The organism is Deltaproteobacteria bacterium, assembly GCA_028818775.1.
Classification (GTDB): Bacteria; Desulfobacterota; Binatia; order UBA9968; family JAJDTQ01; genus JAJDTQ01.
In genome coordinates this window covers 1-16,336 of the sequence record JAPPNE010000084.1, presented here as the reverse complement: position 1 = coordinate 16,336, position 16,336 = coordinate 1, and the positions used below count along the sequence as shown (strand labels likewise).

The window sequence follows — 16,336 nt, the reverse complement described above, 5'->3', positions numbered from 1 at the left end:
GTCCGCGCCTCCCCTACAGCATCAGATAGCGGTAGTCCGTCAGCAGATACGCCAGGACTACAACCCAGGTGCGCGCGCCGTAGTGGATGTCCGTGAAGTCGACGCCGGACATAAAGGCGTCCTGACGTTCCTTGTCGTAGTCATAGAAAGTTCGTCCGTCATCGTGCTTCCCTTCTACTACAATGTCATCGCGGATTCCGTCAAAATAGTACATATCGTCGAAGCCACACCTCCACCACGGGAAGCGTTCTTCATCCAAACCCTGTCCGCGTTTCATGACCTCCACGAACAGGTTGAATGCGGCATCCACGTCCGGAGAATGGAGCGTCACCTCGACGCCGAGGAGTTTCTCGTGCAACTCGACCAGCTTCTCCCTGATAGCGAGAGCGCCAGCACTTGAAAGCTCTGCATCCAGAACCGCAACCTCCAGCCGCGGAAGCTCATCGCCGGCCTGGTCGGCCCGTGCGACAACCTCTATCGTGTAACGTCCTGCCCGCGGGATGTCGATCATCACGTCCAATGAGCCACGGCAGTGCAATGCGAAGTGATCGTGCACCGGACGGTTGCAATCACTTAACGGCTCCAGGCTCTCAAGCTCGTAGCTGACAACAACCCGGCCGGCAGCGTCTTGAAGGTCCAGTCGGTCAAGACGAACATTGCGGTCCATGCCCCGTCCGCCGTACCAGTCGTTAGGGAACGTCAATCGCACCGTTCTGGAAGCCTGGGGTAACCATCCCTCCACAGAAAGCTTTTCCCAGTCTTCTTCAGCCTCGATCTCGAAGGAGGTGCGGAAGTCCAGTTCGGGCGTCACGTTCCTGTCGACGCCCGTGAACAGTTTCCGGCCTCCGTCCGGCAACAGAAAGAGCTCGCGCATGACGACCGGACAACTTGTGCGCACCGCGTACCGCTTGGCTACCCCGGCCATCACCGACGTCATGTTCCGCGCACGCTCTGTAATACCATCCGAGTCGATTCCACCGTACAGCAGCCTGAGACGTTGCGTCAGACGATTGGGCAAAGGCTCGCAAGTGTCCCACCTACAGGTTTTGTTGAACCACCGGTCCCATTGGTAGCCCGTCTGTGCTGTGGTCTTGCGTGCCAGTTCCTCCGGTGTCAGCAACCGACGCGCGCCGGCGTACCGGAGCGCTACCCGGCGTACCGTATCCGAATCATACAGCACATCTGCACGAAACCATTTCGAGAGTACGATTTCGACCAGAAGATCCTTGAGGTTGTACGCCGACCCGCCATGAAACCCCTGCTGGAAACCATGCGCCAACCGCCTCACCTCCGCGCTCTGTGCGTTGGCGGCAAGCAGTTTACCCTTGAAATCCGCGTCGCCTTCTTCCGCCGGCGGCTCCACCAACTCGCTCCCCATGATCGCCGGCCACCAGAACCTGACCGTCGCCTCGGCGAAGCGCCGGTCGTCGACGATCTGTTGTGCCAGCCACTGCAGACTGTCCTGGCCCTCGGGCGCCTGTTCTGCACTGAAGCCCGGTATACGCATGTCGCGATACCAAGTGTCGCCGTCTTCATAGCCGTTGGCACTGACGGCGAGCCTGGCATAGCCGTCCGGTCTGTAGTGCTCGCGATGCCCGTTCGACCACGCAACCACCTCGACCGTATAGACATCCAGGGTCGGAACCTCGACATCGATACGCCATACACACCGCCGGTTACTACTCGTCAGAATAAAGTGATCTTCGCGCCCGGTGGCGGGGTTACGCGAAATGCGCCCGCAACGGCCGCCATCGGCTTTGACCGGCGGTTCTACGTCCTCGAACTCCACGCTGCTTACCTGTCGACCCTGAGCATCGAGGATCACCAGTCGGTCGATGAATATTTCGCCGCCCTGACGGGTGGCTTCGTCCCAGAAATCGTTGACGAAGGCCACCTTCACCGTATGGGTGCCCGCGGCCAGCAGCAGCGGCCACGTCAGTGTCTGTCGATCTTGCCAGGATTCGACTTCAACATTCAGTGGAGTTCCACGATCCTGCTTGTACAACCGGTGCAGCGAATCCATGCCACCCCACTGGTCCTTGTAGAATCCGTCATCGCCGTAGTCCTGGAACGCTCCAGCGACCGGGTCCAGTACGCTGTGGCAGACGGTGCAGGCCGGATTATGCAGGGTCGGGTTATTGGTGTCTGCCAGCGCGACGGGATCGGTGGTCCGTGACGCTGACTTCTCGACGTCCAGGCCAAGGAAGTGATAATAGGTCCAGCGCGCCCGTGCCCGATTGCGGTTGGTGGCCGTGGAAGGGTAGCGGCTGAGGAACATGGTCGTGTTTAGAATGCCCGCGTGCGGATAGTCCGTACGCAAAGAACCAGGGTTAATGATGCGGGTGGCGTCGACGATGCGATCGTGTTCGCGTTCGAAATCGTCGCCCATTCGATAGTACGAGACAATCTTTGTCGGTCTGAATTCACGGGGATCGTCAGGGTCATCGAATGTCGTCGATGCCCCGTACGCCCTGGCTGCATATGGATTTGCCATGATGTAGTCGGCCGTCAGGATTTCCGTATACGGCAAGTCACTCTCAACCACATGTGCGATAAGCTCCAAGGGTGCGCGGCGCGCACCATGTTCCACGTTGCGGTACCAAGAGCGGAAACTGCTCAAGTCCCCGCTGGCAACGGCCGCCTTTTTCCGGCGATAGTGCTCTCTAGTGAAGTCCACAAACTGGTCGTGGTCGATGATATTGCCATCGTCCCGATCGGTCAGCAGCCGGTCATTCGCCCCCCGGATCAGGAACTCATGAAACTCCGGCCCGGTCATCAGGTTGCGGATGGCAGCACGAAACGCCCCGCCGCCGCCGTAGATCGAGGCGTACTCCTCTTCGGTCGGCACCCGCCCCGCGAAGATCAGCGCCGCCCGCCGCAAAGTCTTCCGCAACGGCGCCATCCGTACCGGGTCGAACAGCGTATCTACGGTGATCGCCGCAGGCACTACCCCTGTGTCCAGCCGGCCGAGGAACCGCTCCATCTGCGCAAAGTCGTCGCTGTCCGCGGGTACCTGCTCCCCGCCCCCGTGAGAGACCCCCTGGATCTTGTTCAGGATGCGGGATGCTCCACCCCCCACCTCCGCCAGGAAGTTCTCGAACGTTGCCAAGTTCAGCGCCTCGTGGTCCGGATTCGTCTCCGGCTGGAACACTAGCCGTGTATGAGCTGACCTGCCACCCATGACATGGCAGTAGATGCACCGCGACTGCACCACACGCTCCGAGATGTGGCGGCTGAACAGCTCCGGCGGCCCTTCCAGTGCCGCCAGGAACCGCTCCATCTGCGCGAAGTCATCACTGTTCGCCGGCACTTGCTCTCCACCCCCGTGCGATACCCCCTGGATCTTGTTCAGAATGCGCGACGCTCCCCCCTCCACTACGGACAGGAAGTGCTCGAAGACCGCCAGGTTCAACGCCTCGTGATCCTCGGTCGTCGACTCCTCGAACACCAGCCGAGTGTGGCCCGATCGCCCCTCTTCCACGTGACAGTAGATGCAGCGCGAGTGCACCACCGGCTCGGAGATGTGTGCGCCGAACACCTCCGCCGCTGTCGCCGTGTCCCCCGACCCGGCAGGCGCATCCTGAAACGCCGCCATGGTTCCCCCCGGCGGTGAGGACAGGTTAGCTAGCCGACCCCCCGGTCCTGACAACAAGCTCATCACCCCAATCCGCCGGTTTGACTCTATCGACAGGTGCCACTGACCGGTGCCGTCCCCCAGCGCTCCCACCAGCCCCGTTCCAGTCCCTTCCTCCAACTCCGCCACCGTCACCTCGCGCGACTCGCCCGCCCCAAGCGTAAGCCTCACCTCTCCTCCCGGTGTCGCTCCCGTGCCGTCCACTCCCCGGATCGTCACCGCCGCTTCCGTTTCAGACGGGTTGATCAACCGCAGACTCCCGCTCGATCCCGCAACCTCCCCCGGGTCGAACAGCGTCACCCGGTGACCCTTTGCCCCGCGCGACACCAGGGTGTGCATCGCCGACAGCAGCCCGTCCTGAACACCCAGCGGGTACACATAGGACTGCACCTCGATCTCCAAACTCGTGCTCAGCCGCAGCCGCCAGTCTCCCGTCCCGGCTCCCGTGCCCCTGAACACTCCCTTGCTCGAATTCCCTTCCTCCAGGTCTCCAGACGTCAGAACCAGTCCTTTCAAAGCGCTCAGGTACACCGTCACCGGACCGAACTTCGCTCCCGTGTCATCGATGGCCTCAATGCTCACACGTCCCGCCTGCCGCGTCCGGTTCACGATCCGCAGCACTCCCTCCAACCCCTCCTCCGACGCCGCGGGAAACAGCCCCACCTTGTGGATCGTCGTCGCCCCGTCGTCCCCGTCCACGGGTGATACCGGCCCCGCAGACAGGTTTGTCATCTCTCCGCTCGTTGTGCTCGCCAAGAGGTGCATCACCTCGATCGCACCGCCCGCCGTCACCAACAGCCGCCACCTCCCGCTCCCGTCTCCCAACGCTCCCGTGAACCCTTCGCCCTCACCGCTCTCCAACTCCTCCGCCGTTACGATCCGTGCGCCCCATGCCGGCAACGTCAGACGCACTGCTCCGGACCCTGACTCGCCCGCGTCATCCACTCCCTCGATGGTCACCGCCACAGGCGCCGCCCCACGGTTGACCAAACGCAAGCGGCTCTCCCGCCCTATCGTGCTCGCCGGATTGAAGAGCCCGATCCAATGCCCAGAACCCGTCCGCGGCACCACCGCCTGCATGCCGCTCACCACCCCGCCCTCCGTCCGGCTGTAGGAAAATGCCTCGATCTCCAAAGTGCTCGTCAGCTCCAGCCGCCACGCCCCCGTGCCGGTGCCGATTCCCTCCCTGAAACCTTGGTCCTTGTCCCCCAGCCCCTTGTCCGCATTCCCCGCCTCTAGGTCCCCGGCATTGAAGTGAACCGACTCGCCCGCGTCCACTTCCAGCGTCGCGGGACCGTACCTCGTCCCTGCATCGTCATACGCCACGATGCTGACCGTGCCTGCTTCTGTTGAGTGGTTGATGATGCGCAGGTAGCTGACGCTACCCGTGGAGGTGGATTGGGTGAAGAACGGAACCGTGATCGGCGCCGTCATCGCCGCAGGGACCAGCCCCGGTTCGCCCGCCGCGCCGTGGCCCACCGGCCCCATCATCGATAGGACCGGAGCTGGCACCGAAATGGCGCCTCCAAGCAGCAGCGGAAACACCAAGGCCCTGCGTAAGCCCCGCGTCAGGCTTCGGAGATCCATCGTTCCAACCCTCGCCGATACCGCGCTGGACGGCCCTTCGGCGTTCGAAACGATACAGAATTACCACTGCGGACTCACCCTGGTCAAACTAAAGAGGAATTTTTTTGCTCTAGTGGAAGGACGATTGGATTTGGGAAACTCTGTTGTTTCCGTCTGCCCCTACGACCGCAAACGTGCCCCGAGCCGATTTCGCGCATCACGAATCGCACCAACACATCAGAACGTCACATCATTCACACTAGTGATGGCAAGGATGACCCCGATCATGATTAGACCGAGAAAGCCGCCGACCAGCACGACCGCCAGCGGCTCGATCAGGGTAAGGAATCGCTTCATGCGCCGCCGGCCGTTCTCGTCACAGAGGGTTGCGAGGGCGTGCAGCATCTCGGCGAGCTGGCCCGACTGCTCGCCGACCCGGAGCAGGTTGTAGCCGGTGGGGGTGAGCGCGCGGCGCTTCTCAAGCGCCTCTGACAGGGATGCTCCGCCGCGGACATCGCCGGTGGCTTGTTCCAGCGTCGCCCTGCGGCGGGAAATCCGGACGCTGTGCGCGGCGAGGGGGAGGGCGTCCATGATGCCGACGCGGCTCGCCAGCATGGCGCTCATGAGCGAGGCCCATTTGGCGGTATCGGCTTCGGTAAACCAGTCACGGAGGACCGGCAAGGCGGACAACGTGTCCCGTACCTGTTGGCGTACCCCTTCACTGCGTGAGAGGGCGGCAATGGCGACGGCGAAGATGACAGATACGCCGGCAAGCAGCCAGCCGTTGGCGTCGAACCATAGTCCGGCGCGCAACACGGCTTCCGCGAGCAGCGGCAACTCGTTGCCGCTCTCCAGCAGGCCGGAGAACTGCGGGATGACGAACACGAAGACGATGAGGACCGCGGTGCAGCCGGAAACGACCAGGATTGCCGGATAGAGCAGCGCGCCCCGGATTTCCGAGGCCACACGTTGATCGTATTGCATCTGCTCGACGGCCTGGCGGAGCGCGGTGGCAAGCTGACCGTTCAATTCGCCGGCTTCAACCAGTTGGTAGACATACTCGGGGAGGGACAGGTGCCCGGCGCGAAGGGCCTGGAGAAAGCTCTCTCCACGCACCAGCGCCATGGCCATCGCCTCGAAGGAAGCCGTCAGTGCCGGGTGCCGGGTGCCGTCGGCCTGGGCCTGTACGGCGTTGCCCAGAGAAACTCCGGATTCGAGCAGCGTCGCCAACTCGTGAAGCGCCACTATGCGGTCCTGTACGCCGGGCCGGCGGCGGAACGGCGACGGCCGCGCGGCCCGGGGTTCCTTCACCTCGACGACGGTATGGCCCTCGGCATTCAAGCCGCGAACAAGCTCGTTCACCGAGGCCGCCTTGGCGCGTCCCTTCACGACCCGGTCGTCACGATCGATGATCTCGTACTCGTACTCCCGCATCGCCGGTCATTCCTCGATCCCCAGGCGCGCAACCTCCTCCACTGTGGTGCACCCATGAGACGCCTTCAGGAGGCCATCCTCCAACAGAGTGCGATGGCCCTGACGAAGCGCCAGTGTCTTCAACTCCGTGAGTCTTGCCCCGGATACGATCCGTTCCTGGATCTCGCCGGACACGGGAACGAGTTCGTAGATGCCGGTCCGGCCGCTGTAGCCGGTGCCCCCGCAAGCATCGCAACCGGCGACAGCCACCCACCGATCGCCGAGCATGTGCGGCGGAAGGTGTTCGAGGCGCGCGCGGAAACCCTCCGGGGGGGCGGTGTGGATCGAACAACCCGAGCATGCCTTGCGCACCAGCCGTTGTGCCTGGACCCCGCGGACCGATCCCGACACCAGAAACGGCTCCACTCCCATGTCGATGAGGCGGGTAAAGCTCGACAGCGCATCGTTGGTATGGACCGTCGACAGCACCAGGTGCCCCGTCATCGCCGCGCGCACGGCGATCTCCGCGGTCTCAAGATCACGTATCTCGCCGATCATGATGACGTCCGGGTCCTGACGCAGAATGGCGCGCAGCGCCCGGGCAAACGTATAGCCGATCTCCGCATGGGTCTGGATCTGCGTGATGTTGGGCATCTGGTGCTCGACCGGATCTTCCACCGTAATGATCTTCTTGACGCCGTCGTCGATCTCGGTGAGCGCCGCGGCGAGCGTGGTGGACTTGCCGGACCCAGTGGGCCCGGTGACCAGCACGATACCGCTGCTCGTCTGGCACCAGCTTCGAAACAGGGCGAGATGGTCGGTTTCCATGCCCAGATTCGTCAGAACGAGGTCCGCCCGCTCCTTCGCCAGCATCCGCAGCACTACCGATTCGCCGAACGCGCAGGGCACCGTCGATACCCGGATGTCCATCTCCTGTCCCGCGATCCGGGTCGAGATCCGGCCGTCCTGGGGCAACCGCCGTTCCGCGATGTCGAGGCCGGATATAAGCTTGACCCGGGATGCGATGGCCGGGAAGCGCTCCACCGGCTGCACCAACCTGGTTTGCAGCACGCCGTCGACACGCATCCGGACCGCGAACTGCTCTTCAGCCGGTTCGATGTGGATGTCCGATGCCTTCAGGTCCACGGCCTGTGCGAGCAGGTTGTTGACGAATTCGATGACCGGAGCCTCCTCGGCCACTTCGGCGAGTTGTCTGGCGCTATCGCCGGCACGAAGGCGCTCGGCCGCCTGCCCCCCGTCAACGGCATCGAGCAGACGGTCGATCTGGTGGCCGGCGGTGAGGCAGAAGGTCACAGCCTCGCCCGGATAGAAGTAGGAAAGGGTGGCGAGCACTCCGTGATCGCGGATATCCCGGGCGATGCAGAAGAGACGGCCGTCCCGGCGCCACATCAGAACGCCGTTGTCCAGAAACCACTCCCGTTTGATCGGCGACTCGGAAACGAACCGGTGCACCTCGAGGCTGTCCGGCAGATCCTCGGCCTTGCGGAGGTAGGTCGCGCCCTGGAGTTCGGCGAGCCGTTGCAGCAGCAGGTCTTCCGAGACCGTCCCGGTCCGGAGCAGCAACACGTCGAGACGGCCGCCGACGGAGCGCTGAATCCGGAGAGCATTGTCCAGATCCGCCTGCTGGACGTCGTTTCTTTCGACGAGCAACTCGGCAAGACGCTTTTCGGAAAACGCGCCCTGCGATGCGGCGTCCGGTCTTGGTTCCGGCATCTTGTTCATCGTGAGGACCTGATCCTGTCGTAACCCGCGCCGTATCATATCAAAAGCGGCATCGTCCTGACGAGAGGCGCCTGCCGGAGGGACGTGGCCATGGACCGGCCTATCACTACCAGACGCCCGCCGCCCTCAAGTACGAGAGCACAAGCGCGCTGCCGCCAAGGTAGGCGCCAAAGGGTACCGCGCTCGTCGCCGAGACTCTGGCTCCGTCGCTCCATGCCCGCAGGAATGCCGACAGCAGCCCGGAAACGGCGGCAACGATGACCAGCAAGGGTAACCAGGACGCGCCCAACCATGCGCCGAGCCCGGCCATCAACTTGACGTCCCCCAGCCCGAGGCCCTCGATGCCGCGGTAGCGAAAGTAGAAGAAGCGCAGCAAGAAGAAGCTGCCGGCGCCTATCGCCGCGCCGGCAAATGCCTCGGCAAAGCCCGGCGCCGACAAGAACAGCGCCGCCAGAAGGCCGCTCGCCAGGAGCGCCGCGGTCAGACTGTCAGGAAGAATCTGGTGCCGGAGATCGGTGTCCATCAACACAATCAGGAGCCAACCGAAGAGACCGCTTGCGACAACGTGCGCGATATCCTGCGCCTGCACGGCCGTCAACACCACCACCGCAACCATGACGAGTTCGATAAACGGGACAGCCAGCGAAACTCTCCCGCCGCAATAGCCGCACCGGCCACGCTTGAGAACCCATGGAAGAAGAGGAATCAGACTGGGAAGTCCGAGCCGAAAGGCCGCTGGGTGACAGCAATGAGCTTCCCGCATCGCGGCCGGTATCACTTGTCGGGTTGAAGCCGCTGCGAGCTCTTCTGTTCCCCAGCCATGTCGGAATGCAGTTCCAGACGGTCGCGAATCCGCCGGGTGAGCTCCCAGCCCTCCTCGTGATCCGTGATCACGTAAGGAGTGACCATGATCATCAGCTCGGTCCGGTCTTTCTCGACCGAATCGGCGCGAAACAGCCGGCCTATCTGGGGCAGTTGTCCGAGGATGGGAACACCGGTCTCACCCGCGCTCTGACTGCCGGAAATGAGTCCGCCGAGCAACAGGGAGCCGCCGTCCCGGAGCGTCAGGCTGGTGCTGATCTGCCGGTTCAGAATGGTCGGCGTGCCCGCCAGGCTCGTCGCCGCCGTCGGACGGGCCTCGCTGAGCTGCTGCGAGATTTGAAGGTCCACCAGTCCGTTGGCCTGGACGATCGGCTTGATCTCGAGTTGTACTCCGGTCTTCCGGTAGGTGACGTCCTGCAGGATGTTGATCGAATTGGCGCTCTGACGATTGTCATCGGAAATACGGGTGATCACAGGGATCTCGTTGCCGACGTCGATGGTGGCGGTCTCACCGCTCTTGACGAGAAGACGGGGCCGCGACCGGATCACGACCCGGTCGTCACGGTAGAACAGGTTGAGCAGCGCGCGAGTCTCCCCCGCGCTGTCGAGAATCACCGACAGGCCTGATTCACCGATACCGAGCCCCCCCAGCTTGCCGACAAGGCCGTAGTCACTGATGCTGCCCCTGAAGAGATACTCGATGCCCGTCTTCTCCTGGTCCGTGAGCGTCACCTCGGCGATCAGCACTTCGATCAGCGCCAACGGCACGGATTTATCCAGTTTCTCGATGACGCTTCGGATCTCCGCCCATTCCTTGCCGGAGCCGCGGAAGAGCAACATGTTCCGTTTCTTGTCGACGACGATGCGGTCGCTGGGCGGCTCGGCCTCGGCCGGCCGCGGGGGCGGCGCCCCCCGCCGGGTACCCATGGCCCCGGTCGCCGGCGCGGGCTTCGGTGCAGGCGCCGCCTTTCCCTTCCCCGTCACGCCGAGAGTGAGCATCCGGTTCAGGGTTTCGGTCAACTCTTCAGCCTGCGTGTTGCGAACCTCGTAAGTGAAGAGCGCCGTCTCGATGGACTCCTTGCGGCCGGTATCCAGTATTCGGGCCCATTCCTCGACATGGTCGAGCGTGGCCTGATCTCCCGCGAAGGCGACCATCTTGTTCACCTCGGGCAGCGCGAGGAGAATGATCGAGCCGCCCTTCCCGGCGGTTCCGACGCTCGACTGGTATCCTTCGGCGTGAAGAACCTCGTTCAGCGCCTTGGCCAGGTCCTGGGACCTCATGAAGACCGGCTCGACGATCACGCCGTAGCGCCCGCGGAGCAGCGGCTGGTCCAAGACCTCGATCATGGCGAGCGCCCGCACCAGCATGTCGCTGTTGCCCTTGAGCAGTAGGGCGTTGCGGTCCGGATCCTCGATGATCTCCAGGTCCTGCCGGTCGAATGCCGCGCTCAGCCATCCCCTCACCTGCGGACCGCGCACCACCTTGAGCGGCACGAGCTGGAAGATCACCCGATGGCTGGGCGGGACATCCGGCAGGGCGCGGCCGCTCACGAACAGGGGCACGTCCCGTGAGGCGATGTCCTGGCTCAGGACGAAAGTGAGGATCCCCTCGTCGGTGGCGACGATATCGACGCCGAATTCCCGCAGCACGCGGCGGGCGGTTGCAAACAGCAGGCGCGGCGCCAGCGGCTCGGTCAGCTTGAGGGTGACCAGATCGACCTTCTGGCGCAAGCCAGGCGAGATCACGAAAGACATCTTGAGTTCTTCACCGAAGATCTCGTTTATGAAGGCCACAAGAGGAATGTTGTGGAAGCTGACCTGGATGGGATCTCCGACAAGATCCTCGCCCAACCGGTCGGTAATGCCTTCCGCCACCGACCGCTGGATGACAACACCCGGAGCCCGGGATGTGCGGGTACCGTCTTGGGCGGGAATCTCGTCCGCGGGCGGCGGAGCCACGGCGGGCGTGGGCGGCTGCTCCCTGGCCGGCCGGATCGGCTCGGGAAACGGCTCCACCTGAACCTCCGCGCACGCCGGCACCAGGCACGCCAGCGCCAGGAGCAGGGTGGTACGGAAATACCGAATGGAAACGTTCATCTCGAACCCTTGGAGCCGCGGGAGCGCATTTCGGTTTCGTCGGATTTCGGCGCGGCGTTCCGGGTGTTGTTCTCTATGGTCGGGAACAGCACGAGCACTTCGTCGGCGCGGCCATCCGCTCTGAGCGTCAGACTGTCATCCGTGACCGAAACCAGTACGCGGCCGTCGGGGAGCCTGTCACCCGGTACGTACCGGACAACCCCCACATCCGGCACGTCGAACAACACGGTTCGCTGGTCATGGATGGTGATCAACCCCACGTAGTTCATCCTGGCGAGTTCAGGGTTGGTCGTGGGAGCAGGCGGCGCGGCCGGTGCGGGCGAGCCTGCGCGCTTTGGCGTCCTCGGCCCGTGGTCGCCCCAGCGCGCGCTCTGGAGAAAAATCTTGAAGTCGTCTCTCGCCGCCACCGCAGCCACCTCGTCGGAGAGTACCGGCAGCGGCGCCGGGGGAGCCGTCGGGGGAGGCTCGGTTAGGGGAACCGGCATCGCCAACGCCACGGCGACGGTCGTGCAGCCAACCAGACCCGCGGCGAGCCAGCCGCGCCAGCCTGACAAAAGCCGGTTCATGGTACCTCTCGTCTTGGAGAGCCGTCCGTTTGCCCTTTTGTTACGCCTGCGTCGGCGCCGGCGCTTCCAGGTCCCGGTCCGGGATGGTGATCACCGGTTCCACCTCGCGCAGCTCGTCCAGCGGAATGTGGCAGGCGATGGAGTGGCCCTCGCCGTCGAGCTGGACCGGGGGCGGCTCGTTGTCGCAGATGTCGCCGACCTTGCGCTGGCAGCGGGTGGAGAACGGGCATCCCTTGGGTGGGTCCAGGGGGCTCGGGAGATTGCCTTCCAGCACGATGCGGCGCTTCTCCACCTCGGGGTCGGCGATGGGCACGGCCGACAGCAGCGCCTCGGTATAGGGGTGGTACGGCGGCGCGAAGACCTCGTCCGTGGTCCCCCGCTCCATGATCTGTCCCAGGTACATGACCACAATGCGGTCTGCGAGATAGCGCACCGCGGACAGGTCGTGGCTGATGAACAGGAGCGTGGTGCGGTGCTCGCGCTGGATGTCCATCAGCAGCTCGGTCACGGCCGCGGCCACGGAGACGTCGAGGGCGGAGATGGGCTCGTCCGCGATGACGGTCTTGGGATTGCCTGCGAAGGCGCGGGCGATGCCCACCCGCTGCTTCTGTCCGCCGGATAGCTGGCGCGGCTTGCGGTTGACGAAGTCGCGCGGCAGCTTCACCGTATCGAGCAGCTTGTGGACCCGATCCTGGATCTTCGCGGGATCGGATTCGATGCCGAAACGCTTGATCACCCGTCCGATCTGGTAGCCGATGCTGTGGGACGGATTGAGGGTGTCGTTGGGATTCTGGAACACCATCTGCAGCGACGCGAGCTGCTCGGGAGTGCGTTTCTTGACCTCGATGCTGCCGAGGTCCGTGCCGTCGAGGCGCACCTCCCCTTCCGTGGCGGTCTCCAGCCCCATGAGCACCTTGGCGAAGGTGGACTTGCCGCACCCCGACTCGCCCACGATGGCCACCGTCTCCCCTTCTCCGGCGTCGAAGCTGATGCTCTCGTTGGCCTTGACCTGGCGCACGGAGCCGCCGGAAACCATCGCCGCCAGCGTGCTCTCCTTGACCTCGTAGTACTTGCGCATGTTGTCGACTTCGAGGACCGTATCGCCCACCTCGATGGGCTCGCGCGTCGTCTCGACGCTACGCGCCTCGTCGTGATCGATCTCGTTCCAGCGCAGGCAGCGTACCCGGTGGGCGTCGTCGTCGTCGGTGAAGACTTCCTCCATGGGGATGTGGTCGCTGTCGCAGCGTCCGGCCTGGAAAAAGTCGCAGCGTGGCCCGAAATAGCAGCCCGTGGGGCGCTGGTGCGGCAGCGGAAGCTGGCCCTTGATGGCGTTCAGCGGACGCGCGTTCTTGTCCGCGTGCGGCAGCGGGATGCAGCCGAACAGGCCGTGGGTGTACGGGTGCTTGGGCCAGGAGAAAATGGAGCTGATATGCCCCTCCTCCACCACCTCGCCGGAGTACATGACGCAGATGCGGTCGCACACCTCCAGCATCAGGCCCAGGTTGTGGGAGATGTAGAGCAGCGAGGTGCCGGATTCCTTGCTCAACTCCGCGATCAGTTCGACGATGCCCGCCTCCACGGTCACGTCCAGCGCCGTGGTGGGCTCGTCCAGGAGCAGGAGCGCCGGCCGCGACAGGAGCGCCATGGCGATGACCACGCGCTGCTGCTGGCCGCCGGAAACCTGGTGCGGGTACGAGTCCATCAGGCGCTTGGGGTCCGGGATGTGCACCGCCGACAGCATGTCGAAGGAGCGCTGGAACGCCTCTTCCTCGCTGACCCCCTCGTGGATCATGGGGACTTCCATGAGCTGAGCGGCGATGGTCAGGCTCGGATTGAGCGCGGCCATGGGCTCCTGGTAGATCATGGCGATGTCCTTGCCGCGCACCCGCCGGATCTCCTCCTCGCTCATCTCCGCCATGTCCCGGCCCTGAAACTTGATGGTGCCGCCGACGATGCCGCCGTTCTTGCCCATGTAGCGCATGATGCCGTTGGCCACGGTGGACTTGCCGCATCCGGACTCGCCCACGAGCCCCACGGATTCGCCCTTGGCGATGGTGAGGTCGAAGTCCATCACCGCGGGGATCTCCCCGGCGCGCGTGTAGTAGCTGAGCCGGAGACCCGAGATATCGAGCACCGGCGCGTCGCCGCCTCCGTTGCCGTTGTGATCCGCCATCACGTTCCTCCTAGTCTCTCAACGACACTTCCCGCAGTCCGTCGGCCAGCAGGTTGAATCCCAGCACCAGCAGGGACACCGCGCACGCGGGCATGATGGCCATGTGCGGGAACCCGCCGGTGACGAAGGCGCGGGTCTCGGTGATCATGCCGCCCCAGTCGGGGTCGGGCGGCGGCAGGCCCAGGCCCAGGAATCCGAGCGCGCCGATGGTGATGGTCGTGTAGCCCATGCGCAGGCAGAAGTCGACGATCAGCGGGCTGCGCGCGTTGGGCAGGATCTCCACCAGCATGATGTACCAGGGGCCCTCGCCCCGTGTCTGCGACGCGGCGATGTAGTCTCGGGTAGCGATGTCCATGGTGACGCCGCGCACGATGCGCATGATGCCCGGCGAGGACGCGAACACCACCGCGAAGACGATGTTGAGCCCCGACGCGCCCAGCTTGGCGATGATCAGGACGTAGAGCACCATGATGGGAAACGACAGGATCACGTTGGCGAAGAACGAGATGATCTCATCCAGGTAGCCGCGGAAATAACCCGCCGCCAAGCCCATGACGATGCCGACGATGTACGCCGAGATCGTCGCGATCGTGGCGTAGAACAGCACCCGCTGGCCGCCCCAGATGATGCGCGAGAGGATGTCGCGGCCCAGGTGATCGGTGCCTAGCAGGAACACGCCGCCGTCCGGCGCGGCCGTGCCCGGAAACGCGAACGGCAGCATCGTGGCGTTGGGATCGTAGGGCGACACCAGCGGCGCGAAGATCGCCAGCAGGACGAAGAAGACGACGATCAACGCGCCCACCATGCCCACCGGGCTCTCGCGCAGGAGGGCCGCGGCCTTGACCGCGTTCACGATGGTCGAATCCGGTCTTACGAGGGGTGTGCTGTCGGAATTCGTAGCCATGCTCCCCTCCTCACTTGAACCGGATCCGCGGGTTCAGGTAGGTGTAGCCGACGTCGCCGATGGTCTGGGTGAAGACCGCCACGAACACCGCCGCCAGCCCGCAGGCTTCGATGACGAAGATGTCGCGCCGCAGCGCCGCCTCCAGCAGGAGCGCGCCGAACCCCTTGTAGCCGAAGGCGAACTCCGTCACCACCACCCCGGACAGGAGCCAGTTGATCTGCAGCATGATGACCGTGAACGGCGCGATGAGCGCGTTCCGCAGCGCGTGCTTCATGATGATGTGCCGGTACGGCAGCCCCTTGAGCATGGCGGTGCGGATGTAGTGGTTGGTCATGACCTCCGCCATGGACGCCCGGGTCATGCGCGCCACGTAGCCGAAACCGTACAGCGTCAGCACCATCACGGGCAGGATCAGTTCGACGACGTTGAAACCCCCGGTCATGGCCGAGGTGCCCGGAAGCCAGCCGAGCCCGAAGACGAAGATCCAGGCCAGCAGCACCGCGCTGGCGTATTCCGGGATCGAGGTCGTGGTGATGGAAAAGACCGAGATCACCCGGTCCTGCGCCGAGCCTTCCTTCATGCCCGCCAGCACCCCGAGGGTCAGCGCCACCACCACCATGACCACGAAGGTCACGCCGGCGAGGATGCCGGTGTTGCCGAGCCGGTCCCAGAAGATCTCGTTCACCGGCCGCTTGTAGATGATGGAATCGCCCAGGTCGCCGGAGAGCACGCGTCCGATCCAATCGAAGTAGCGGACCATGATCGGCCGGTCGTAGCCGTGCTGGGCGATCCAGGCGTCGAGCTGCTGGTCCTGGGCGTAGGGCCCGAGGACGCTGCGCGCGATAAGCCGGGGGTCGCCCTCGTTCATGAGAAAGAGAAGCAGCGCCACCACCAGCATGATGAGGAGCATCATGCCCACCCGCCGCAGAATCAGTTGTGTCATGTCGGTCTCCGGTGCTCGGCAGGGCGAGTCGGCCGGTGTACGCGATCCGGCCGTGGAAGACAGGGGCGACCGGCCGGCCGCCCCTGTCCAAGCCACCGCGGCTTAGCCCGTTACCCCTCCAGCCACACGTTGTGGAACTGGTGGTACAGCGTCGGATGGGTTTGGTGCCCCTTGACCCGCTTGTTGGCCGCCTTGAAGACCGAGCGCCAAAAGGGCTGCGGAATGATGGCGTCGTCCTGGAGGATCTTCTCGCAGACGGCCATCTTCTTCTTGCGCTCGTTGACGTCGAGGGTGGCCTCGGCATCGTCGAGAGCGGCGTCGAACTTCGGGTTGTTGTAGGCGCTCTCGTTCCAGGGCACGCCGGCGCGGTAGCCCAGGCCGAGCACCATGGTGCCGAGGGGACGGTGCGTCCAGGCGGTATAGCCCCAGGGCGCCTTGTCCCAGACCTCCCAGTACTGGTTGGCCGGCATCTTGT

The 16,336-nt window shown here is 64.3% G+C and carries 10 protein-coding genes; all 10 read right to left on the bottom strand.

Going from position 1 to position 16,336, the window contains the following annotated elements:
• Positions 1 to 13: 13 nt before the first annotated feature.
• Positions 14 to 5,179: a DUF1588 domain-containing protein gene (locus OXU42_09900; protein MDE0029697.1), complete on the bottom strand. Its 5,166-nt coding sequence runs from the start codon at positions 5,177 to 5,179 to the stop codon at positions 14 to 16.
• Positions 5,180 to 5,437: 258 nt separating this feature from the next.
• Positions 5,438 to 6,634, bottom strand: coding sequence for a type II secretion system F family protein (locus tag OXU42_09895; protein MDE0029696.1), 1,197 nt, complete (start codon positions 6,632 to 6,634; stop codon positions 5,438 to 5,440).
• A gap of 6 nt (positions 6,635 to 6,640) precedes the next feature.
• Positions 6,641 to 8,347 (bottom strand): ATPase, T2SS/T4P/T4SS family, encoded by a 1,707-nt coding sequence (locus OXU42_09890; protein ID MDE0029695.1) that lies wholly within the window; start codon positions 8,345 to 8,347, stop codon positions 6,641 to 6,643.
• A gap of 115 nt (positions 8,348 to 8,462) precedes the next feature.
• Positions 8,463 to 9,119: an A24 family peptidase gene (locus OXU42_09885; GenBank protein ID MDE0029694.1), complete on the bottom strand. Its 657-nt coding sequence runs from the start codon at positions 9,117 to 9,119 to the stop codon at positions 8,463 to 8,465.
• An 11-nt stretch (positions 9,120 to 9,130) separates the two neighbouring features.
• Positions 9,131 to 11,275, bottom strand: coding sequence for a hypothetical protein (locus OXU42_09880; GenBank protein ID MDE0029693.1), 2,145 nt, complete (start codon positions 11,273 to 11,275; stop codon positions 9,131 to 9,133).
• Positions 11,272 to 11,841: a hypothetical protein gene (locus OXU42_09875; protein ID MDE0029692.1), complete on the bottom strand. Its 570-nt coding sequence runs from the start codon at positions 11,839 to 11,841 to the stop codon at positions 11,272 to 11,274. The genes OXU42_09880 and OXU42_09875 overlap by 4 nt, the downstream gene beginning before the upstream one ends.
• A gap of 40 nt (positions 11,842 to 11,881) precedes the next feature.
• Positions 11,882 to 14,014, bottom strand: coding sequence for an ABC transporter ATP-binding protein (locus tag OXU42_09870; GenBank protein ID MDE0029691.1), 2,133 nt, complete (start codon positions 14,012 to 14,014; stop codon positions 11,882 to 11,884).
• A gap of 10 nt (positions 14,015 to 14,024) precedes the next feature.
• Positions 14,025 to 14,918, bottom strand: coding sequence for an ABC transporter permease (locus OXU42_09865; protein MDE0029690.1), 894 nt, complete (start codon positions 14,916 to 14,918; stop codon positions 14,025 to 14,027).
• A gap of 10 nt (positions 14,919 to 14,928) precedes the next feature.
• Positions 14,929 to 15,861, bottom strand: coding sequence for an ABC transporter permease (locus OXU42_09860; GenBank protein MDE0029689.1), 933 nt, complete (start codon positions 15,859 to 15,861; stop codon positions 14,929 to 14,931).
• Between the two features lie 110 nt (positions 15,862 to 15,971).
• The coding region (locus OXU42_09855; GenBank protein ID MDE0029688.1) for an ABC transporter substrate-binding protein at positions 15,972 to 16,336 on the bottom strand (365 nt) is incomplete at its 5' end.